23 protein-coding genes are annotated in these 19,916 nt (G+C 66.9%); all 23 read right to left on the reverse strand.

Annotated elements, in window-relative coordinates:
* Positions 1-116: 116 nt before the first annotated feature.
* Positions 117-302, reverse strand: coding sequence for a type Z 30S ribosomal protein S14 (locus tag ABVB68_RS08800; RefSeq protein WP_003948630.1), 186 nt, complete (start codon positions 300-302; stop codon positions 117-119).
* A 5-nt stretch (positions 303-307) separates the two neighbouring features.
* On the reverse strand, positions 308-865 hold the full coding sequence (gene rplE / locus ABVB68_RS08805) for a 50S ribosomal protein L5 (protein ID WP_121787373.1): 558 nt from the start codon (positions 863-865) through the stop codon (positions 308-310).
* Positions 865-1,188: a 50S ribosomal protein L24 gene (gene rplX, locus ABVB68_RS08810; protein WP_030671805.1), complete on the reverse strand. Its 324-nt coding sequence runs from the start codon at positions 1,186-1,188 to the stop codon at positions 865-867. Before rplX ends, rplE begins: the two co-directional genes overlap by 1 nt.
* Positions 1,189-1,190: 2 nt before the next feature.
* Positions 1,191-1,559 (reverse strand): 50S ribosomal protein L14, encoded by a 369-nt coding sequence (gene rplN, locus ABVB68_RS08815; protein WP_003992364.1) that lies wholly within the window; start codon positions 1,557-1,559, stop codon positions 1,191-1,193.
* Between the two features lie 99 nt (positions 1,560-1,658).
* Complete coding sequence (gene rpsQ / locus ABVB68_RS08820; protein WP_014674375.1) at positions 1,659-1,943, reverse strand: 30S ribosomal protein S17; 285 nt, start codon at positions 1,941-1,943, stop codon at positions 1,659-1,661.
* The gene (gene rpmC, locus ABVB68_RS08825; protein ID WP_010036720.1) at positions 1,943-2,167 is read right to left on the reverse strand and encodes a 50S ribosomal protein L29; all 225 of its coding nucleotides are present in this window, start codon (positions 2,165-2,167) and stop codon (positions 1,943-1,945) included. Before rpmC ends, rpsQ begins: the two co-directional genes overlap by 1 nt.
* The gene (rplP, locus tag ABVB68_RS08830; RefSeq protein ID WP_030745246.1) at positions 2,167-2,586 is read right to left on the reverse strand and encodes a 50S ribosomal protein L16; all 420 of its coding nucleotides are present in this window, start codon (positions 2,584-2,586) and stop codon (positions 2,167-2,169) included. Before rplP ends, rpmC begins: the two co-directional genes overlap by 1 nt.
* Positions 2,587-2,591: 5 nt before the next feature.
* Positions 2,592-3,413 carry a 30S ribosomal protein S3 gene (gene rpsC / locus ABVB68_RS08835; protein ID WP_003998826.1) on the reverse strand — a complete coding sequence of 274 codons (822 nt, stop codon included), beginning with the start codon at positions 3,411-3,413 and terminating at the stop codon, positions 2,592-2,594.
* Positions 3,413-3,760, reverse strand: a complete 348-nt coding sequence (rplV, locus tag ABVB68_RS08840; RefSeq protein ID WP_003974262.1) for a 50S ribosomal protein L22 — start codon at positions 3,758-3,760, stop codon at positions 3,413-3,415. The genes rpsC and rplV overlap by 1 nt, the downstream gene beginning before the upstream one ends.
* Before the next feature lie 43 nt (positions 3,761-3,803).
* A complete protein-coding gene (gene rpsS / locus ABVB68_RS08845) occupies positions 3,804-4,085 on the reverse strand; it encodes a 30S ribosomal protein S19 (protein ID WP_009190133.1) in 282 nt (93 codons plus the stop codon).
* A 12-nt stretch (positions 4,086-4,097) separates the two neighbouring features.
* Entirely contained in the window at positions 4,098-4,934 is an 837-nt protein-coding gene (gene rplB, locus ABVB68_RS08850) for a 50S ribosomal protein L2 (RefSeq protein ID WP_353600330.1), read from the reverse strand.
* 40 nt (positions 4,935-4,974) lie between these two features.
* On the reverse strand, positions 4,975-5,394 hold the full coding sequence (gene rplW, locus ABVB68_RS08855) for a 50S ribosomal protein L23 (RefSeq protein ID WP_353600331.1): 420 nt from the start codon (positions 5,392-5,394) through the stop codon (positions 4,975-4,977).
* Positions 5,394-6,059, reverse strand: coding sequence for a 50S ribosomal protein L4 (gene rplD / locus ABVB68_RS08860; RefSeq protein ID WP_353600332.1), 666 nt, complete (start codon positions 6,057-6,059; stop codon positions 5,394-5,396). The genes rplW and rplD overlap by 1 nt, the downstream gene beginning before the upstream one ends.
* Before the next feature lie 8 nt (positions 6,060-6,067).
* Entirely contained in the window at positions 6,068-6,712 is a 645-nt protein-coding gene (gene rplC, locus ABVB68_RS08865) for a 50S ribosomal protein L3 (protein WP_123991105.1), read from the reverse strand.
* 17 nt (positions 6,713-6,729) lie between these two features.
* Complete coding sequence (gene rpsJ, locus ABVB68_RS08870; RefSeq protein WP_003948644.1) at positions 6,730-7,038, reverse strand: 30S ribosomal protein S10; 309 nt, start codon at positions 7,036-7,038, stop codon at positions 6,730-6,732.
* 577 nt (positions 7,039-7,615) lie between these two features.
* On the reverse strand, positions 7,616-8,140 hold the full coding sequence (locus ABVB68_RS08875) for a hypothetical protein (RefSeq protein ID WP_353600333.1): 525 nt from the start codon (positions 8,138-8,140) through the stop codon (positions 7,616-7,618).
* Positions 8,137-10,194: a hypothetical protein gene (locus tag ABVB68_RS08880; protein WP_353600334.1), complete on the reverse strand. Its 2,058-nt coding sequence runs from the start codon at positions 10,192-10,194 to the stop codon at positions 8,137-8,139. Before ABVB68_RS08880 ends, ABVB68_RS08875 begins: the two co-directional genes overlap by 4 nt.
* Before the next feature lie 15 nt (positions 10,195-10,209).
* The gene (locus ABVB68_RS08885; protein ID WP_353600335.1) at positions 10,210-10,569 is read right to left on the reverse strand and encodes a hypothetical protein; all 360 of its coding nucleotides are present in this window, start codon (positions 10,567-10,569) and stop codon (positions 10,210-10,212) included.
* Between the two features lie 237 nt (positions 10,570-10,806).
* The gene (tuf, locus tag ABVB68_RS08890; protein ID WP_353600336.1) at positions 10,807-12,000 is read right to left on the reverse strand and encodes an elongation factor Tu; all 1,194 of its coding nucleotides are present in this window, start codon (positions 11,998-12,000) and stop codon (positions 10,807-10,809) included.
* 158 nt (positions 12,001-12,158) lie between these two features.
* Positions 12,159-14,285 (reverse strand): elongation factor G, encoded by a 2,127-nt coding sequence (gene fusA, locus ABVB68_RS08895; RefSeq protein WP_353600337.1) that lies wholly within the window; start codon positions 14,283-14,285, stop codon positions 12,159-12,161.
* Positions 14,286-14,324: 39 nt separating this feature from the next.
* Entirely contained in the window at positions 14,325-14,795 is a 471-nt protein-coding gene (rpsG, locus tag ABVB68_RS08900; RefSeq protein WP_003992340.1) for a 30S ribosomal protein S7, read from the reverse strand.
* A 2-nt stretch (positions 14,796-14,797) separates the two neighbouring features.
* Positions 14,798-15,169, reverse strand: a complete 372-nt coding sequence (gene rpsL, locus ABVB68_RS08905) for a 30S ribosomal protein S12 (protein WP_003948652.1) — start codon at positions 15,167-15,169, stop codon at positions 14,798-14,800.
* A 762-nt stretch (positions 15,170-15,931) separates the two neighbouring features.
* Positions 15,932-19,831: a DNA-directed RNA polymerase subunit beta' gene (locus tag ABVB68_RS08910; RefSeq protein ID WP_353600338.1), complete on the reverse strand. Its 3,900-nt coding sequence runs from the start codon at positions 19,829-19,831 to the stop codon at positions 15,932-15,934.
* Positions 19,832-19,916 lie beyond the last annotated feature (85 nt).

A 19,916-nucleotide genomic window follows, 5' to 3' on the forward strand; every position in this document is an offset into this window, starting at 1 on the left:
GCGTAGTAAGTCGTACGGGCGACAGACGCCCAACCCCGCTAGCCTACGGCATGCGGAGAAGGGCCCCTGCCGACCCAGATGCTTACCGAGAGCTTCAGGAATCCCCTGTTAAGGGATTACCAGGAGCTCTTGGTCACGCCCGGCAGCTCGCCACGGTGAGCCATCTCACGAAGGCACACGCGGCACAGGCCGAACTTGCGGTACACGGAGTGCGGGCGGCCACAACGCTGGCAGCGGGTGTAGCCGCGCACACCGAACTTGGGCTTGCGAGCAGCCTTGGCAATCAGAGCCTTCTTCGCCATCTCGCTCACGCCTCCTTGAAGGGGAAGCCGAGGTGACGAAGGAGCGCGCGGCCCTCAGCGTCGTTGGTCGCCGTGGTGACCACGGTGATGTCCATACCCCGGACGCGGTCGATCTTGTCCTGGTCGATCTCGTGGAACATGACCTGCTCCGTGAGACCGAAGGTGTAGTTGCCACGGCCGTCGAACTGCTTGGGGGACAGGCCGCGGAAGTCGCGGATGCGCGGGAGCGCCAGCGACAGGGTGCGGTCCAGGAACTCCCACATGCGGTCGCCACGAAGCGTGACGTGGGCACCGATCGGCTGACCCTCGCGCAGCTTGAACTGCGCGATGGACTTGCGGGCCTTGGTGACGGCCGGCTTCTGACCGGTGATCGTGGTGAGGTCGCGGATGGCGCCATCGATCAGCTTGGAGTCGCGGGCGGCGTCGCCCACACCCATGTTGACCACGATCTTGACGAGGCCGGGGATCTGCATGACGTTCTCGTACTTGAACTCGTCACGCAGCTTGCCCGCGATCTCCTCGCGGTACTTCTGCTTCAGACGCGGAGTGGTGGTGGTAGCCATCAGATGTCCTCACCCGTCCGCTTGGCAACGCGGATCTTGTTGCCCTCGTCGTCGAAGCGGTAACCGACACGCGTGACGACCTTGTTGCCGTCCTTCTCAACGACCAGCTGGACGTTGGAGACGTGGATCGGCGCCTCGGTCGTGACGATGCCGCCGGCCTGCGAACCGCGAGCGGTCGGACCGGCCTTGGTGTGCTTCTTGACCCGGTTGACACCCTCGACCAGGACGCGGTCCTCGCGGGGGTAGGCCGCGATGACCTTGCCCTGCTTGCCCTTGTCCTTACCGGTGATGACCTGGACCAGGTCGCCCTTCTTGATCTTCATGCTTACAGCACCTCCGGCGCGAGCGAGATGATCTTCATGAACTTCTTCTCGCGCAGCTCACGGCCGACGGGGCCGAAGATACGGGTGCCGCGAGGGTCGCCGTCGTTCTTCAGAATGACAGCGGCGTTCTCGTCGAAGCGGATGTACGAGCCGTCCGGACGGCGGCGCTCCTTGACGGTGCGAACGATGACCGCCTTGATGACGTCACCCTTCTTCACGTTGCCGCCGGGGATCGCGTCCTTGACGGTGGCGACGATGACGTCACCGATGCCCGCGTAGCGGCGACCGGAGCCACCGAGCACACGGATGCAAAGGATTTCCTTCGCACCAGTGTTGTCGGCGACGCGCAGTCGCGACTCCTGCTGGATCACGTCTATCTCCTGATCGTCTGCCGGTTCCCGGCAGGGGCCTCAGTGACGAGGACCCCTGCCGAGCCTGGCGGAACTGACCTGCGGGTTTGCCCGCAGGAATTACTTGGCCTTCTCGAGGATCTCGACGACGCGCCAGCGCTTCGTCGCGGACAGCGGCCGGGTCTCCATGAGGAGGACGCGGTCGCCGACACCCGCGGCGTTCTGCTCGTCGTGGGCCTTGAGCTTGTTCGTACGGCGGATGACCTTGCCGTACAGCGCGTGCTTCACACGGTCCTCGACAGCGACGACGACGGTCTTGTCCATCTTGTCGCTGACGACCAGACCCTCACGGGTCTTACGGAAGCCACGGGCTTCGGTGTTCTCAGTCACGTTGCTCTCGCTCATCAGGCGCTCTCCACCGTCTCGATGCCCAGCTCGCGCTCACGCATCAGGGTGTAGATCCGCGCGATGTCCTTACGGACGGCCTTGAGCCGACCGTGGTTCTCGAGCTGACCCGTCGCCGCCTGGAAGCGGAGGTTGAACAGCTCTTCCTTGGCCTCGCGGAGCTTGTTCAGCAGCTCCTCGTTGCCCAGCTCGCGCAGCTCGGACGCCTTGGTACCGGCCGACATCACGCTTCACCTGCCTCGCGCTTGACGATCCGGCACTTCATCGGCAGCTTGTGGGCCGCACGGGTCAGCGCCTCACGGGCGATCTTCTCGTTGGGGTACGACAGCTCGAACATCACACGTCCGGGCTTGACGTTGGCGATCCACCACTCCGGAGAACCCTTACCGGAACCCATGCGGGTCTCGGCGGGCTTCTTGGTGAGCGGACGGTCCGGGTAGATGTTGATCCAGACCTTGCCGCCACGCTTGATGTGGCGGGTCATCGCGATACGGGCCGCCTCGATCTGGCGGTTCGTGACGTAGGCCGGGGTCAGCGCCTGGATGCCGTACTCGCCGAACGCAACCTGCGTTCCACCCTTGGACATACCGCTGCGCTTCGGGTGGTGCTGCTTGCGGTGCTTGACCCTACGGGGGATCAGCATTTCGGTCAGGCCTCCGTTCCGGTGCTCTCAGCCGGAGCGGACGCGGGAGCCTCGGCCTTGGGGGCCTCGGCGCCGGCAGCCTGCTGCGGCTTGCGACCGCGCCGCTCGCCACCACGGCCACCACGGGCCGGGCGGTCTGCACCACCACGGGCCGGGCGGTTACCCGCACGGGCCGCAGCGTTCTCGGCGCGGACCTCGGCGATGTTCTTGACGTCGCCCTTGTAGATCCAGACCTTCACGCCGATGCGGCCGAAGGTCGTCTTGGCCTCGAAGAAGCCGTAGTCCACGTTCGCGCGGAGCGTGTGCAGGGGCACACGGCCCTCGCGGTAGAACTCCGAGCGGGACATCTCGGCGCCGCCGAGGCGGCCACCGCACTGGATCTTGATGCCCTTGGCGCCGGCCTTCATGGCGGACTGCATGCTCTTGCGCATGGCCCGACGGAAGGAGACGCGGGAGGATAGCTGCTCGGCGACGGCCTGCGCGACCAGCTGGGCATCGGTCTCGGGGTTCTTGACCTCGAGGATGTTCAGCTGGACCTGCTTGCCCGTGAGCTTCTCGAGGTCACCGCGGATGCGGTCGGCCTCGGCGCCACGGCGGCCGATGACGATGCCCGGACGAGCGGTGTGGATGTCCACACGCACGCGGTCACGGGTGCGCTCGATCTCGACCTTCGAGATGCCCGCGCGCTCCATGCCGGACGTCATCATCCGACGGATGGCGACGTCTTCCTTGACGTAGTCCTTGTAGAGCTTGTCGGCGTACCAACGCGACTTGAAGTCGGTCGTGACACCGAGCCGGAACCCGTGCGGGTTTACCTTCTGGCCCATTACCGGGTTCCTTCCTTGCTGCTGACGACCACGGTGATGTGGCTGGTCCGCTTGCGGATCCGGTAGGCACGGCCCTGGGCACGCGGCCGGAACCGCTTCAGGGTCGGGCCCTCGTCGACGTAGGCCTCGGAAATGAAGAGGCTGTCGGCGTCGGTGTGGTCGTAGTTGTGCGCGGCGTTGGCAATGGCGCTGTCGAGCACCTTGCCCACCGGCACGGAGGCGGCCTGCGGAGCGAATCGCAGGACGGCCTGGGCCTCCGTGGCATCCATGCCACGGATGAGGTCCACCACGCGGCGGGCCTTCATGGGCGTGACGCGGATGTACCGCGCCTGGGCCCTGGCTTCCATGGTTGTCCCTTCAGTTACTTACGTGTCTGAATGCGATCCGCTACTAGCGGCGCTTCGACTTCCGGTCTTCCTTGACGTGGCCCCGGAAGGTGCGCGTCGGCGAGAACTCGCCGAGCTTGTGGCCGACCATCGACTCGGTGACGAACACCGGGATGTGGGTCTTGCCGTTGTGCACCGCGATCGTGTGACCGAGCATGGCCGGGACGATCATCGAGCGACGGGACCAGGTCTTGATGACGTTCTTGGTACCGGCTTCGTTCTGGACATCCACCTTCTTGATCAGGTGGTCGTCGACGAAGGGTCCCTTCTTCAAGCTACGAGGCATCTCAACCCGTCCTTAGCGCTTCTTGTTCGTCTTGCGGCGGCGGACGATGTACTTGTTCGACGCCTTCTTGGGCGAACGAGTACGGCCTTCCTTCTTGCCCCACGGGGACACAGGGTGGCGACCACCGGAGGTCCGGCCCTCACCACCACCGTGCGGGTGGTCAACCGGGTTCATGACCACACCACGGACGGTCGGGCGAACGCCCAGCCACCGCTTACGGCCTGCCTTGCCCCAGTTGATGTTGCTCTGCTCGGCGTTGCCGACCTCGCCGATGGTGGCGCGGCAGCGGACGTCGACCAGGCGGATCTCACCGGACGGCATGCGGAGGTGGGCCATCGAGCCCTCCTTCGCGAGCAGCTGCACGGAGGCACCGGCGGAGCGGGCGAACTTGGCACCGCCACCGGGACGGAGCTCGATCGCGTGGATCGTGGTACCGACCGGGATGTTGCGGATGGCCAGGTTGTTGCCCGGCTTGATGTCGGCCCCGGGACCGTTCTCGACGCGGTCACCCTGCTGCAGGTTGCGCGGGGCGAGGATGTAGCGCTTCTCGCCGTCGGCGTAGTGCAGCAGCGCGATGCGCGCGGTGCGGTTGGGGTCGTACTCGATGTGCGCGACCTTCGCCGGCACGCCGTCCTTGTCGTGACGACGGAAGTCGATCACTCGGTAGGCGCGCTTGTGTCCGCCACCCTGGTGGCGAACGGTCACACGACCGGCGTTGTTACGGCCGCCCTTGCTGTGCAGCGGGCGGACCAGCGACTTCTCCGGCGTGGACCGCGTGACCTCGACGAAGTCGGCGACGCTGGCGCCACGACGGCCCGGCGTAGTCGGCTTGTACTTGCGGATTCCCATTTCTCAGTCCTCGTCCGATATCGGACGATCCGGACCGCCCTCAGGCGGTCGGACCGCCGAAGATGTCGATACGGTCGCCCTCGGCGAGGGTCACGATCGCGCGCTTGCTGCCGGCACGCTGACCGAAGCCGGTCTTCGTGCGCTTGCGCTTGCCCTGGCGGTTGATCGTGTTGACCCCGGTGACCTTGACGTCGAAGACCGCCTGGACGGCCTGCTTGATCTGGGTCTTGTTGGCGCCCGGGGCGACGATGAACGTGTACTTGTTCTCGTCGAGGAGCGCGTAGCTCTTCTCCGAGACGACCGGCTTGAGCAGCACGTCACGGGGGTCCGTGAAGGACTTGCTCAGCGGGGTCTCGACGGTGTTCTTGCCCTCGGTCGCGTGACGCTTCGCCTTGGCGAGGCGCGCGACCTTGGCGGCCTTGGCGGCCTTCGAGGCGATGCTCGGGTGACGCGTAGCCATCAGGCCTCGCTCCCTTCGGTGTCAGCAGCCGATACAGCCGGCGCGCCAGACACGAAGGACTCGAAAGCGGCCTGGGTGAAGACCACGTCGTCCGAGACGAGAACGTCGTACGTGTTCAGCTGGCCCGGCTCCAGGATGTGGACCTGGGGCAGGTTGCGGGCGGACAGCCACGCGGCCTCGTCGGAGCGGTCGACGACCAGGAGCAGGTTCTTGCGCTCCGAGATCTTGCCGAACAGGCTCTTCGCGGCCTTGGTGCTGGGGTTCGCGCCCTCGACCACGCCGGAGACGACGTGGATGCGGTTGTGACGCGCCCGGTCGGTGAGGGCGTGGCGCAGGGCCGCGGCCTTCATCTTCTTCGGGGTGCGCTGCGAGTAGTCACGCGGCACGGGACCGTGCACGACGCCACCACCGGCGAACTGCGGCGCGCGGGTCGAGCCCTGACGGGCGCGGCCGGTGCCCTTCTGGCGGTAAGGCTTCTTGCCACCACCACGGACTTCGCCACGGGTCTTGGTCTTGTGCGTGCCCTGGCGGGCAGCGGCCAGCTGTGCGACGACGACCTGGTGGATCAGCGGAATGCTGATCTTCTCCACGTCGAAGATCTCCGCGGGGAGCTCGACGGAACCGGCCTTGTCGCCCGCCGGCGAAAGGATGTCAACAGTGCTCATCGGTTACCTCAGGCCCCCTTGGCCGCGGTGCGGACCAGGACGAGGCCGCCGTTCGGACCGGGAACCGCGCCCTTGATGAGCAGCAGACCCTTCTCCGCGTCAACGGCGTGGACGGTCAGGTTCTGGGTGGTGACCCGCTCGTTGCCCATGCGACCCGCCATGCGGAGGCCCTTGAACACGCGGCCCGGGGTGGCGCAGCCACCGATGGAACCGGGCGAGCGGTGCTTGCGCTGGGTGCCGTGTCCGGCGCCGAGGCCCTTGAAGTTGTGACGCTTCATGACACCGGCGAAGCCCTTGCCCTTGCTCTTGCCGGTCACGTCGACCTTGATGCCGGCCTCGAACACCTCGGCGGTGATCTCCTGGCCGAGGGTGTACTCGCTGGCGTCAGCGGTACGGATCTCGACGAGGTGGCGGCGGGGAGTGACGTCGGCCTTGGCGAAGTGGCCCTTGAGGGGCTTGTTCACCTTGCGCGGGTCGATCTCGCCGAACGCGATCTGGACGGACTCGTAGCCGTCGGTGTCGTTCGTGCGGACCTGGGTGACGACGTTGGGGCCGGCCTTGACGACGGTGACCGGAACAACACGGTTGTTCTCGTCCCACACCTGCGTCATGCCGAGCTTCTCGCCCAGGATGCCCTTGATCTGCTTAGCCATTCTCAGATCACCAGCCCTCAGAGCTTGATCTCGATGTCGACACCGGCCGGGAGGTCGAGTCGCATCAGAGAGTCAACGGTCTTGGGGGTCGGGTCGAGGATGTCGATCAGGCGCTTGTGCGTGCGCATCTCGAAGTGCTCGCGCGAGTCCTTGTACTTGTGCGGCGACTTGATGACGCAGTACACGTTCTTCTCAGTGGGCAGCGGCACCGGGCCCGCGACCGACGCACCAGTGCGCGTCACCGTCTCGACGATCTTCTTCGCCGAAGAGTCGATGACCTCGTGGTCGTAGGCCTTGAGCCGGATGCGGATCTTCTGTCCCGCCATGGCTACTCAGTAGTCCTGTCTCTCTAACGCTCTGGAACCCGGCGGTTACGCCTTCTGTCTCCGACCCACGCGGTCGGGCGTGTCGCGCTCCCGCTGACACAGATGTCCCTTGTTCGAACATCCCTGCGGGGAATGCACACGGCCCTTCCGGAACCGCAAGCCGGGGGCAAAGACCCACCGGGTGCCTGGCCGGTGTCGCGCTCACACTTCCCGGAAGATTCCCGTACGTCCGCCCCAGCGCTGCCCGCAGGCAGTTAGGGCGACGAGTACTGTGGGACTCGCTTCCGGTCCTCCCGGCGGGAGGCGCGCAGCATCAACACTCGACCGAGCAACTCGGACAGTCTGCCATATGGGGCAGGGGGCTGGCCAATCGGGCGCAAGAGATTACCCCGAAGGTGACGTAGGTCAAACCGAACGCCCCGCGACGCGCATCCGGCACCCGTCCGAGGTGCCGCCGCAGAGGGCCTCCCACTGCGCCGACCACCCGCACCCCACGCACCGGTCCGCCGATCGCCGTTCCCGATCACCGACACCGACACCCGACCGGTCCAGCGAGCCGAGCGAGCGGGGCTCGCACCTACGCGCAGTGCAGCGTTCTCACGGTGGCGGGGAAGTAGGCCCGCATGAATTTCTCGATGTCCTTACGGTGGGATTGATCGGTGACACGGATGCGGGGAACTTGCAGAGTGAGGGTGAAATATCTCCCGCGTTTGGTTTTACAGGGAGCTTGAGAGATTGCGCCGTCTGATCCCACGAGAGTCTTGTACTTGAAATTGATACTCCGCGGATTGGCGACCCCCGAGACAGTTCCTGTATCCGTCGCCAGATACATGAGATCTGTGGCCACGGATCGCCATGAGAAACGGAACTTGAGTGCTACTGCCTGACCCGAAACGACCAGACAGGGGGCCGTGATGGCCTCCGTTCGGTCCACCCGGTTGTACTCATGCCACTCCTCGCCCGACTGCACCAGAGCATGGGTGAGTTGTGGGTCGACACGGGTGCCGCAGAGCACGGGCGGAACCTGGTGGCGCGTCGGCCGCCCGCAAGCCACTAGGAGCAGGGAGAGGGCCACGAAAATAAGAGTCGGCCGCTTGTTCATTTGACCGTCTCTCCTGAGATCCCGACTGCATGGGCCATGCCGTCTCCAGCAGATCTATGAATCTCGGTCTGTGGGTCGAAAAGCGAGTCGCCGTCCGTTCCATGCGCCTTGGACCACTCGTGTGCGAGAGCCATCAACTGCTGGTTCCTTGAGGTGTACGACTCGATGTTTTCTTTCTCCTGCTTCTCATCCAGCCTCTTCTGCTCGTCCTCCAGCCACTGGTCCGTCACGTAGTCGAAGCCTTCCTGGACGTCGTCGCCGGCCACCGGGAGGTAGCTGATCGCCTTGTCGAAGAGCGGCTTTGCCTCGAATTCCGCCGTCTTGGGGTCGCCCTGCGCCTGCAGCCGGGCCTCTTCCAGGAAGCCGACCGTGCGGCCGGCGCGGATCAGGGATTCCGCGGAGTCGGGGTGGTCCCTGTGGATCCCGGAGACCATCGCCTGGTTCAATCCCCCGTTCAGCGCCCCGTACGCTCCCTCGTCCTTGGACACCTGCTTCACCACCTCGAAGAGCTGGTCCTGCTCCAGAGGCGAGCGGGCGATGTCGATCTCGCTCATGGAGGCGTGGACCGTGGCCCCGTGATTGACCAGGACGTCGGCCAGCGGGCGCCGCAGCGACGGCGGGAAGTCGTCTCCCCGCGCGGCCAGTTGGGCCAGGGCCGACCGGAAGACCGCCTCGTTCCGCTCGCCGTGGGCGACATAGTGCGCGTGCCTGTCCGAGGGGTCGATCCCGGTCGCCGCCGCCTGGAGCGCGGCCCCGAAGCCGGCCCGGTCGTCCGCGTCGAGTCCGGCCGCGTACAGGGTGGCCGTCGGCCCCTGCCGTACGTGCAGCGTGACGTCCCAGTCCCGGTCCTTGACCAGGTACGTCATCCGGGCGTCCGAGGACAGGTAGTGCGCCGCCGTCGCGGGGTCCCGGCTCATGATGCCCAGCGCGCCGTCCACCGGGTCGTTGGCGAACCAGCCGCCGTGCGGCCCGGCGTACTCGCCCTTCAGCCGCCAGATCCCCGGTTCGCGGCGTTCCGCGGCGATCATGTCGTCGGTCAGATCCTCCAGCATGTCCGGCGCGTAGCCGTGCCCGTGCCGCATCAGCGTCACCAGGGACTGGTAGCCCACGGCCTGGTCCAGGCGGGCCGCCTGTTCGGCCGTCGGGAAGCGCTCGACGCCCGCGTCCCGCATGTCCGTCCGCCACTGCCGGTACCAGTCCGAGTCCGTGTGCCGGGTCGCCGTCGCCAGCGAGTCCGCCAGGCCGGCTTCGATCGCGGAGCAGGACAGCAGGAGGGCCCCGCTGCGTCCGCCCCGTACGTGCATCAGGTCGTTCAGCTGATTCGTCAGCCGGATCGTGCCCTCGGCGCCCAGGCCGTCCAGCAGGGTCCGTGAGAACGCCTCGTCGCCGGCGTTGTCGCGGAACGTCCTTTCCAGTTCGGCCAGTTCACGGCCGGAGAGACGGTCTCCCCGGCTCAGGCGGGCCAGGGCCCTCTCCGCGGCCAGCGCCTCGTACCTCTCGACGTCACCCGTCGCCCTGCCGTTGAAGCCGGGGCCCCCGGCCGGTGCGGCGGAGTCGACGACCACCGCCGCCAGCGCGATCCGTACGCCGGTGTCCGCGTCCGTGACGTCCCGGACCGCCTTGTCGATGCGCTCCTGCCAGGAGTGGACGGCCGAAGCGGGGTCCCGGTGGGCCGCCGCGGCCCCGGAGTCCGGGTCGTGGGCCACCAGGCCGCGCTCGGAGACCCGTATCCCCGCCGCCACCGCCTCCCGCCGCACCGCCGTCAGCCGGCCCTTCAGTGCCACGAACTGGGCGTGCGCGTCCCGCAGGAGCGAGGCGATCGCCTTCGCCTCGGTCTGCGCGTACGCGAACTCCCTGAGCGTGACGGCGAACCGGCCGTGCGCCGCCTCCGCGCTCATGCCCGCCCAGGACGCGGGGCCGGTGGAGACGCCGTACACGTCCTTGCGGTACTCCCCCTCCCGCTTGGCGAACTCCGCCGCCATGCCGTCCCAGCGGTCCGCCGCGGTGGTCAGGCTGCCGAGGTCGGCGGTCATGATCTCGTGGTACGTCGGCATCGGTGGCCGTCCCCGTCAGTACCGGTCCAGTGCGGACAGCTTGCGCAGCGCCCCACCGGTGCCGATGTCCGCGCCGGTGAGCACCGTGTTCGCGGCGCGCAGGGCGTCCTTCTCCGCGCCGAGCCGGTCCAGCAGGTTCTTGACCTGTCCGGTCCAGGTCGCGTGGGCCGCGTGCAGTGCGCGCGAGGTCAGCCAGCCGTCGCCGTCCCGCGCGCCGAACGCCTTCACCGCGGCCGCCGTCTCCTCGTCCGCCCATCGGCCGGCCGTGCGGGTGCCCGGCTCCAGGTGGTCCTCGACGGCCCGGGCCGCCGCCCGCTTCTCGGCGGGCGAGGACACCAGGTCCCTCGCCGCCCCGCCACCGGACAGACCGCTCATCGTGCACCTCTCGCCGCCGAGGCGGCCGGCGCACCACCGCCGGACCGCCGGATCCACCGTCCGAGGACTTCAACCGGTGGAAGCCCGTCCCCGTCACGGTGTGTGGCGGCGGCGTCGGGGCGACGAGCCCGTGCGCTGTCCCCGGGCATGACGAAGAGGCCCGTACGACCGGAGTCGTACGGGCCTCTCGCAGGTCGGAGACCAACAGGTCAGTCGATGACCCTCAGCAAGCGGAGCTTACTTGAGGATCTTGGTGACCTGGCCGGCGCCCACAGTGCGGCCACCCTCACGGATGGCGAACTTCAGGCCCTCCTCCATGGCGATGGGCTGGATCAGCGCCACCGTCATCTCGGTGTTGTCGCCCGGCATGACCATCTCGGTGCCCTCGGGGAGGGTCACCACGCCGGTCACGTCCGTGGTACGGAAGTAGAACTGCGGGCGGTAGTTGTTGAAGAACGGCGTGTGGCGGCCACCCTCGTCCTTGGACAGGATGTACGCCTGAGCCTCGAAGTCGGTGTGCGGGGTCACCGTGTTCGGCTTGATGATGACCTGGCCGCGCTCGACGTCCTCGCGCTTGATACCGCGGAGCAGCAGACCGACGTTCTCACCGGCCTGACCCTCGTCCAGCAGCTTACGGAACATCTCGATGCCCGTAACCGTGGTCTTGGTCTTCTCTTCCTTGATGCCGATGATCTCGACTTCCTCGTTCACCTTGAGGACACCGCGCTCGATACGGCCGGTGACGACCGTACCGCGACCGGTGATGGTGAAGACGTCCTCGATCGGCATGAGGAACGGCTTGTCGACGTCGCGCTCCGGCTGCGGGATCGACTCGTCGACGGCCTTCATCAGGTTGAGGACGGAGTCCACCCACTCCTGCTCGCCCTCGAGGGCCTTGAGCGCGGAGACCTTGACGACCGGAACGTCGTCGCCGGGGAACTCGTACTCGGTGAGGAGCTCACGGACCTCGAGCTCGACGAGCTCCAGGATCTCCTCGTCGTCCACCATGTCGGCCTTGTTCAGGGCGACGACGATGTACGGAACGCCGACCTGGCGGGCCAGGAGCACGTGCTCCTTGGTCTGCGGCATCGGGCCGTCGGTGGCGGCGACCACCAGGATCGCGCCGTCCATCTGCGCGGCACCGGTGATCATGTTCTTGATGTAGTCCGCGTGACCAGGGCAGTCGACGTGGGCGTAGTGACGCGCCTCGGTCTGGTACTCGACGTGCGCGATGGAGATGGTGATACCGCGCTGGCGCTCCTCGGGCGCCTTGTCGATGTTGTCGAACGGGGTGGCCTCGTTCAGGTCCGGGTACGCGTCGTGCAGCACCTTGGTAATGGCGGCCGTGAGGGTCGTCTTACCGTGGTCGATGTGACCGATGGTGCCGATGTTGACGTGCGGCTTAGTCCGCTCGAACTTCGCCTTCGCCACTGGGGTCCTCCTGTGGAGTGGTTCTGTACGCCTTACTTCATCGGCGCCAGGTGATCTTTGCTGTAATGGCCCGGAACCCGGGGGCATTCCGTCCGCGTTTGCGAGGGAATGCCCCTGGAGGCTCCGGAGTCAAGCCTACGGCGTGTGAACGCGGTGCGTTACTCGCCCTTGGCCTTCGCGATGATCTCCTCGGCGACGTTCCGCGGAACCTCGGCGTAGGAGTCGAACTGCATCGAGTAGCTTGCGCGACCCGACGTCTTGCTACGGAGGTCGCCGACGTAGCCGAACATCTCCGACAGGGGCACGAGGCCCTTCACGACGCGGGCACCAGCCCGCTCCTCCATGGCCTGGATCTGACCACGGCGGGAGTTGATGTCGCCGATGACCTCACCCATGTAGTCCTCGGGGGTGGTGACCTCGACGGACATCATGGGCTCCATGAGCACGGGCGAAGCCTTGCGCGCGGCCTCCTTGAAGGCCTGCGACCCGGCGATCTTGAACGCCAGCTCGGAGGAGTCGACCTCGTGGTAGGCACCGTCGAGCAGCGTCACGCGGACACCGGTCATCTCGTAACCGGCGAGGATGCCGAACTGCATGGCCTCCTGCGCACCGGCGTCGACCGAAGGGATGTACTCCTTCGGGATACGACCACCGGTCACCTTGTTCACGAACTCGTACGAGGTGTCGCCACCCTCGATCGGCTCGATCGCGATCTGCACCTTGGCGAACTGACCGGTACCACCGGTCTGCTTCTTGTGGGTGTAGTCCACGCGCTCGACGGCCTTGCGGATCGTCTCACGGTACGCGACCTGGGGCTTGCCGACGTTGGCCTCGACCCGGAACTCACGGCGCATACGGTCGACCAGCACCTCGAGGTGCAGCTCGCCCATACCGCCGATGATGGTCTGGCCGGTCTCCTCGTCGGAGTGGACCTGGAAGGACGGGTCCTCCTCGGCCAGACGCTGGATCGCTACGCCGAGCTTCTCCTGGTCGCCCTTCGACTTGGGCTCGATGGCGACCTCGATGACCGGCGCCGGGAAGTCCATGGACTCCAGGATGACCGGGTTCTTGTCGTCGGACAGCGTCTCACCGGTGGTGGTCTGCTTCAGGCCCATGACGGCGACGATGTCGCCGGCGCCCACCGACTCGATCTCCTCACGCTTGTTGGCGTGCATGCGGTAGATCTTGCCGATGCGCTCCTTCTTGCCCTTGACGGAGTTCAGCACCGCGGTGCCGGACTCCAGGCGGCCCGAGTAGACCCGGACGAAGGTGAGCTTGCCGAGGTGCGGGTCGCTCATGATCTTGAACGCCAGCGCGGACAGCGGCTCGTCGTCGGACGGCTTGCGGCGGACGACCTCCTCCGGGTCGTTGACCGCGTGGCCCTCGATGGCCTCGATGTCGACGGGGGAAGGCAGGTAGCGCACGACCGCGTCGAGCAGGGGCTGGACGCCCTTGTTCTTGAACGCGGTACCGCAGAACACCGGGGTCACGGTGGTGCCGGTGCCCTTGCCGGACGCGATGGTGATACGACGGATCGCGGCGTACAGCTGCTCCACGGAAGGCTCCTCGCCCTCCAGGTACAGCTCCATGATCTCTTCGTCGTTCTCGGCCACGGCCTCGAGCAGCTTGCCGCGGTACTCCTCGGCAGCCTCGGTGTGCGTGTCCGGGATGTCGACGGTGTCGTACATCTCGCCCTTGGTGGCCTCGGCGGACCAGACCAGGGCCTTCATCGTCACGAGGTCGATGACGCCCTTGAAGTCGGCCTCGGCACCGATCGGGAGCTGCATCACGATCGGCTGCGCGCCCAGGCGGTCGCTGATCATGTCGACGCAGCGGTGGAACTCGGCACCGGTCCGGTCGAGCTTGTTGACGAAGCAGATGCGCGGGACGCCGTAGCGGTCCGCCTGACGCCACACCGTCTCGGACTGGGGCTCAACGCCGGCGACGCCGTCGAACACCGTCACGGCACCGTCGAGCACACGCAGGGAACGCTCCACCTCGACGGTGAAGTCGACGTGTCCCGGGGTGTCGATGATGTTGATGGTGTGGTCGACGTCTTCCAGCGGCCAGTGACAGGTGGTGGCAGCAGAGGTGATCGTGATGCCACGCTCCTGCTCCTGCTCCATCCAGTCCATGGTGGCAGCGCCGTCGTGGACCTCACCGATCTTGTAAGACACACCGGTGTAGAACAGGATCCGCTCGGTGGTGGTCGTCTTGCCCGCGTCGATATGGGCCATGATCCCAATGTTGCGGACCTTGGCCAGGTCAAGTGAAGTGGTAGCCATAAGGCTTCAGTCTTCTCTCGGTCTCGATGTGGGTAGCGACTACCAGCGGTAGTGCGCGAAGGCCTTGTTGGACTCGGCCATCTTGTGCGTGTCCTCGCGCTTCTTCACAGCGGCACCCAGGCCGTTGGAGGCGTCGAGAAGCTCGTTGAGCAGACGCTCGGTCATGGTCTTCTCGCGACGGGCGCGGGAGTAACCGACCAGCCAGCGCAGCGCGAGCGTGTTGGCGCGACCGGGCTTGACCTCGATCGGAACCTGGTACGTCGCACCACCGACACGGCGGGACTTGACCTCGAGGGTCGGCTTGATGTTCTCCAGCGCGCGCTTCAGCGTGATGATCGGGTCGTTGCCCGTCTTCTCACGCAGACCCTCCATGGCACCGTAGACGATGCGCTCGGCGGTGGAACGCTTGCCGTTCAGCAGCACCTTGTTGATGAGGGAGGTCACCAGAGGAGAACCGTAGACCGGGTCGATGATGACCGGGCGCTTCGGGGCGGGGCCCTTACGAGGCATTCTTACTTCTCCTTCTTGGCGCCGTAGCGGCTGCGGGCCTGCTTGCGGTTCTTGACACCCTGGGTGTCGAGCGAACCACGGATGATCTTGTAGCGAACACCCGGCAGGTCCTTCACACGGCCGCCGCGCACGAGCACGATGGAGTGCTCCTGCAGGTTGTGTCCCTCACCCGGAATGTAGGCGGTGACCTCGATCCCGCTGGTCAGACGCACACGCGCGACCTTACGCAGGGCCGAGTTCGGCTTCTTCGGGGTGGTCGTGAACACACGCGTGCAGACGCCACGACGCTGAGGGGAACCCTCGAGTGCGGGCGTCTTGTTCTTCTCGACCTTGTCCTGCCGGCCCTTACGGACCAGCTGCTGGATCGTAGGCACTACTTCTCCGGTTTCTGTGTGCCGATAGGTAAAGCTAACCTGGAACTTCGCCGACCCACGCGGTCGGGTGTGTCGAATCCCGCAGATCCCCGCCGCCAGGCAGGAAGGGCGCAGATTACGGTGGCCGGTGACGGCTCGCTATGCGGTTGAAGGCACGCACGAGAGCCAGGGCACACCCCAGGCACAAGGTCTGAGCGTACCTACCTCATTCGCTGCGGTCAAAACAAATGGGACGCGCCCCTACCACGGCAGGCGCGCCACCGCGGCGGCACCCCTCGGCGATCATGGATACGGGAGGCCGGAGGGCCTCCCCCGGGCGGCTCACGGGCCCCGTCAAGCCGCCCAGCGGGCCCTCACGGCGTACGGCGGCCCCGCCGCGCCTCCCGTTGCCCCGCACCCGGCGCCAGGGCCGTGCGACGGCACACACGCGTACGCGTCCCGGCCACCGGCGGCACTCACGCGCACGCGGCCGGACCGGTGCCGGGGGCCGTACGCCGGCCCGCATGCGTCACGTATCACACCGTCGCCAGCGCCATGCACCGCGCGCAGCACACCGTCGGCCGGCCATGCGCCATGCGCCCGCGCCCGCGCCCGCGCCCGCGCCCGCTCGTGACGTGTCCCGCGGCGCCTGCGCCCACGCCCGCGCATGACGTGTCCCGCGGAGCCGGGGCGGTGCGCCGGCGCCCGCGCGCCGCACCGCGCAACGCCGAAGGGCGGCCACCCCCGCGTGGGGGTGGCCGCCCTTCGGCTCATGCTGCCCGCTTACTGGTTGTACGGACCGTAGTCGTAGTCCTCCAGCGGAACGGCCTGGCCGGAGCCGGTGCCGAACGGCGAGTAGTCGATGTCGTCGTAGCCGACGGCCGAGTACATCGCGGCCTTGGCCTCCTCGGTCGGCTCGACCCGGATGTTGCGGTAGCGGGACAGGCCCGTACCGGCCGGGATGAGCTTACCGATGATGACGTTCTCCTTGAGGCCGATGAGGCTGTCGGACTTGGCGTTGATCGCCGCATCCGTCAGGACTCGGGTCGTCTCCTGGAAGGAGGCGGCCGACAGCCAGGACTCCGTCGCCAGCGAGGCCTTGGTGATACCCATCAGCTGCGGACGACCGGAGGCCGGGTGACCGCCCTCCTGGACCACACGACGGTTCTCGGTCTCGAACTTCGAGCGCTCGACCAGCTCGCCGGGCAGCAGCTCGGCGTCGCCGGACTCGATGATCGTCACACGGCGGAGCATCTGCCGGATGATGATCTCGATGTGCTTGTCGTGGATCGACACACCCTGCGAGTTGTAGACCTTCTGGACCTCGCCGACCAGGTGGACCTGGACGGCACGCTGACCCAGGATGCGCAGCACGTCGTGCGGGTTGGTGGCACCCACGGTGAGCTGCTGGCCCACCTCGACGTGGTCGCCGTCGCGGACCAGGACCTTGGCACGCTTGGAGATCGGGTACGCCGTCTCGTCGCTGCCGTCGTCCGGGGTGACGACGATCTTCTTGGTCTTCTCGGTCTCCTCGATCCGCACGCGGCCGGAGGCCTCGGAGATCGGGGCGACACCCTTCGGGGTACGGGCCTCGAAGAGCTCGACGACACGGGGCAGACCCTGGGTGATGTCGTCACCGGCCACACCACCGGTGTGGAAGGTACGCATCGTCAGCTGGGTACCGGGCTCACCGATGGACTGGGCGGCGATGATGCCGACCGCCTCACCGATGTCGACCAGCTTGCCGGTGGCGAGCGAACGGCCGTAGCACATCGCGCAGGTACCGACGGCGGACTCGCAGGTCAGGACCGAACGGGTCTTGACCTCCTCGACGCCGCGGCCGACGAGCTCCTCGATGAGGACGTCGCCCAGGTCGGTGCCGGCCGGGGCCAGCACCTGGCCCTCGACCACGATGTCCTCGGCGAGGCAGCGCGCGTACACGGACGTCTCGACGTCCTCGGTCTTGCGCAGCACACCGTCCGCGCCCCGCTCCGCGATCTTGAGCTTGAGGCCGCGGTCGGTGCCGCAGTCCTCCTCGCGGATGATGACGTCCTGGGAGACGTCGACCAGACGACGGGTGAGGTAACCCGAGTCGGCGGTACGCAGGGCGGTGTCCGCCAGACCCTTACGGGCACCGTGGGTGGAGATGAAGTACTCCAGCACGGACAGGCCCTCACGGAAGGACGCCTTGATCGGACGCGGGATGGTCTCGTTCTTCGCGTTCGACACCAGACCGCGCATACCGGCGATCTGCCGCATCTGCATCATGTTTCCTCGGGCACCCGAGTCAACCATCATGAAGATGGGGTTCGTCTTGGGGAAGTTCGCGTTCATCGCCTCGGCGACCTCGTTGGTCGCCTTGGTCCAGATGGCGATGAGCTCCTGCGTGCGCTCTTCCTTGGTGATCAGACCGCGCTCGTACTGCTTCTGGACCTTCTCGTCCTGCGCCTCGTAGCCCTTGACGATCTCCTTCTTCGCCTCGGGAACGACGACGTCGGAGATGGCCACGGTGACGCCGGAACGGGTCGCCCAGTAGAAGCCGGAGGCCTTCAGGTTGTCGAGCGTCGCCGCCACGATGACCTTGGGGTAGCGCTCGGCCAGGTCGTTGACGATCTCGGAGAGCTGCTTCTTGCCCACCGAGTAGTCGACGAACGGGTAGTCCTCGGGCAGCAGCTCGTTGAAGAGCGCGCGGCCCAGGGTGGTGCGCAGGCGGAACGAGTCCCCCTGCTGCCACTCGGGCTCGCCCTCCTCGCGGGCCGGCGGCATCCAGCCACGCGGTGGGATGGTGCCCACCGGGAAGCGGATGTCGATCTGCGACTGCAGGGCCAGCTCGCCGGCGTCGAACGCCATGATCGCCTCGGCCGTGGAGCCGAACGCGCGGCCCTCGCCCTTGGTGTCACGCAGCTCGCCGTCGGTGGTGAGGAAGAACAGACCGAGGACCATGTCCTGGGTCGGCATCGTCACCGGGCGGCCGTCGGCCGGCTTGAGGATGTTGTTCGAGGACAGCATCAGGATGCGGGCCTCGGCCTGCGCCTCCGCGGACAGCGGCAGGTGCACGGCCATCTGGTCACCGTCGAAGTCCGCGTTGAACGCGGTGCAGACGAGCGGGTGGATCTGGATGGCCTTGCCCTCGACCAGCTGCGGCTCGAAGGCCTGGATGCCGAGGCGGTGCAGGGTGGGAGCACGGTTCAGCAGCACCGGGTGCTCGGCGATGACCTCTTCGAGGACGTCGTACACGACGGTGCGGCCGCGCTCCACCATGCGCTTGGCGCTCTTGATGTTCTGCGCGTGGTTCAGGTCGACCAGGCGCTTCATCACGAACGGCTTGAAGAGCTCCAGCGCCATGGCCTTGGGCAGACCGCACTGGTGCAGCTTCAGCTGCGGGCCGACGACGATGACGGAACGCGCCGAGTAGTCGACTCGCTTGCCGAGCAGGTTCTGACGGAAGCGGCCCTGCTTGCCCTTGAGCATGTCGGACAGCGACTTCAGCGGACGGTTGCCGGGGCCCGTGACCGGGCGGCCGCGACGGCCGTTGTCGAAGAGCGCGTCGACGGCCTCCTGGAGCATGCGCTTCTCGTTGTTCACGATGATCTCGGGCGCACCGAGGTCGAGAAGCCGCTTCAGGCGGTTGTTGCGGTTGATCACACGGCGGTACAGGTCGTTCAGGTCGGAGGTCGCGAAGCGGCCACCGTCCAGCTGCACCATCGGACGCAGGTCCGGCGGGATGACCGGGACGCAGTCCAGGACCATGCCCTTGGGGCTGTTGGACGTCTGCAGGAACGCGGAGACGACCTTCAGGCGCTTGAGCGCACGGGTCTTCTTCTGGCCCTTGCCGGTGCGGATGATCTCGCGGAGGCGCTCGGCCTCCTCGTCGAGGTCGAAGGACTCCAGGCGCTTCTGCAGCGCCGCGGCGCCCATCGAACCGTCGAAGTAGGTGCCGAAGCGGTCGCGCAGCTCGCGGTAGAGCAGCTCGTCGCCCTCGAGGTCCTGGACCTTGAGGTTCTTGAACCGGTTCCACACCTCGTCGAGGCGGTCGATCTCGCGCTGCGCACGGTCGCGCAGCTGCTTCATCTCACGCTCGGCACCCTCGCGCACCTTGCGGCGCACGTCGGCCTTGGCACCCTCGGCCTCGAGCTCGGCCAGGTCGGTCTCGAGCTTCTTGGCGCGGGCCTCGAGGTCGGCGTCGCGGCGGTTCTCGATCTGCTGGCGCTCCACGGAGACGTGCGCCTCCAGGGAGGGCAGGTCGCGGGTGCGGCGCTCCTCGTCGACGAACGTGATCATGTACGCCGCGAAGTAGATGACCTTCTCGAGGTCCTTCGGCGCCAGGTCCAGCAGGTAGCCGAGGCGCGAGGGGACACCCTTGAAGTACCAGATGTGGGTGACGGGCGCGGCGAGCTCGATGTGGCCCATCCGCTCACGGCGCACCTTGGCGCGCGTGACCTCGACGCCACAGCGCTCACAGATGATGCCCTTGAAGCGGACACGCTTGTACTTGCCGCAGTAGCACTCCCAGTCCCGGGTCGGACCGAAGATCTTCTCGCAGAAGAGTCCGTCCTTCTCGGGCTTGAGGGTGCGGTAGTTGATGGTCTCGGGCTTCTTGACCTCGCCGTGGCTCCACTGACGGATGTCGTCAGCGGTGGCCAGGCCGATCCGGAGCTCGTCGAAGAAGTTGACGTCGAGCACTATGCGTCAATCCCTCTCAGGGTCGAAAGTCTGTGGTCTGAAACGGGGGCCTGGGGGTCGGCGGGGCCCTGTGGGTGAGGGCCCC

Origin of the sequence: Streptomyces sp. NPDC096012, from assembly GCF_040426375.1 — a bacterium.
In the GTDB taxonomy this organism is placed as follows: Bacteria; Actinomycetota; Actinomycetes; order Streptomycetales; family Streptomycetaceae; genus Streptomyces.

What these genes read in the sequence shown, in the direction of transcription:
- ABVB68_RS08800 (WP_003948630.1), bottom strand. Translation starts at nt 302, where the DNA reads ATGGCGAAGAAGGCTCTGATTGCCAAGGCTGCTCGCAAGCCCAAGTTC.
- rplE (WP_121787373.1), bottom strand. Translation starts at nt 865, where the DNA reads ATGGCTACCACCACCACTCCGCGTCTGAAGCAGAAGTACCGCGAGGAG.
- rplX (WP_030671805.1), bottom strand. Translation starts at nt 1,188, where the DNA reads ATGAAGATCAAGAAGGGCGACCTGGTCCAGGTCATCACCGGTAAGGAC.
- rpsQ (WP_014674375.1), bottom strand. Translation starts at nt 1,943, where the DNA reads ATGAGCGAGAGCAACGTGACTGAGAACACCGAAGCCCGTGGCTTCCGT.
- rpmC (WP_010036720.1), bottom strand. Translation starts at nt 2,167, where the DNA reads ATGTCGGCCGGTACCAAGGCGTCCGAGCTGCGCGAGCTGGGCAACGAG.
- rplP (WP_030745246.1), bottom strand. Translation starts at nt 2,586, where the DNA reads ATGCTGATCCCCCGTAGGGTCAAGCACCGCAAGCAGCACCACCCGAAG.
- rpsC (WP_003998826.1), bottom strand. Translation starts at nt 3,413, where the DNA reads ATGGGCCAGAAGGTAAACCCGCACGGGTTCCGGCTCGGTGTCACGACC.
- rplV (WP_003974262.1), bottom strand. Translation starts at nt 3,760, where the DNA reads ATGGAAGCCAGGGCCCAGGCGCGGTACATCCGCGTCACGCCCATGAAG.
- rpsS (WP_009190133.1), bottom strand. Translation starts at nt 4,085, where the DNA reads ATGCCTCGTAGCTTGAAGAAGGGACCCTTCGTCGACGACCACCTGATC.
- rplB (WP_353600330.1), bottom strand. Translation starts at nt 4,934, where the DNA reads ATGGGAATCCGCAAGTACAAGCCGACTACGCCGGGCCGTCGTGGCGCC.
- rplW (WP_353600331.1), bottom strand. Translation starts at nt 5,394, where the DNA reads ATGGCTACGCGTCACCCGAGCATCGCCTCGAAGGCCGCCAAGGCCGCC.
- rplD (WP_353600332.1), bottom strand. Translation starts at nt 6,059, where the DNA reads ATGAGCACTGTTGACATCCTTTCGCCGGCGGGCGACAAGGCCGGTTCC.
- rplC (WP_123991105.1), bottom strand. Translation starts at nt 6,712, where the DNA reads ATGGCTAAGCAGATCAAGGGCATCCTGGGCGAGAAGCTCGGCATGACG.
- rpsJ (WP_003948644.1), bottom strand. Translation starts at nt 7,038, where the DNA reads ATGGCGGGACAGAAGATCCGCATCCGGCTCAAGGCCTACGACCACGAG.
- ABVB68_RS08875 (WP_353600333.1), bottom strand. Translation starts at nt 8,140, where the DNA reads ATGAACAAGCGGCCGACTCTTATTTTCGTGGCCCTCTCCCTGCTCCTA.
- ABVB68_RS08880 (WP_353600334.1), bottom strand. Translation starts at nt 10,194, where the DNA reads ATGCCGACGTACCACGAGATCATGACCGCCGACCTCGGCAGCCTGACC.
- ABVB68_RS08885 (WP_353600335.1), bottom strand. Translation starts at nt 10,569, where the DNA reads ATGAGCGGTCTGTCCGGTGGCGGGGCGGCGAGGGACCTGGTGTCCTCG.
- fusA (WP_353600337.1), bottom strand. Translation starts at nt 14,285, where the DNA reads ATGGCTACCACTTCACTTGACCTGGCCAAGGTCCGCAACATTGGGATC.
- rpsG (WP_003992340.1), bottom strand. Translation starts at nt 14,795, where the DNA reads ATGCCTCGTAAGGGCCCCGCCCCGAAGCGCCCGGTCATCATCGACCCG.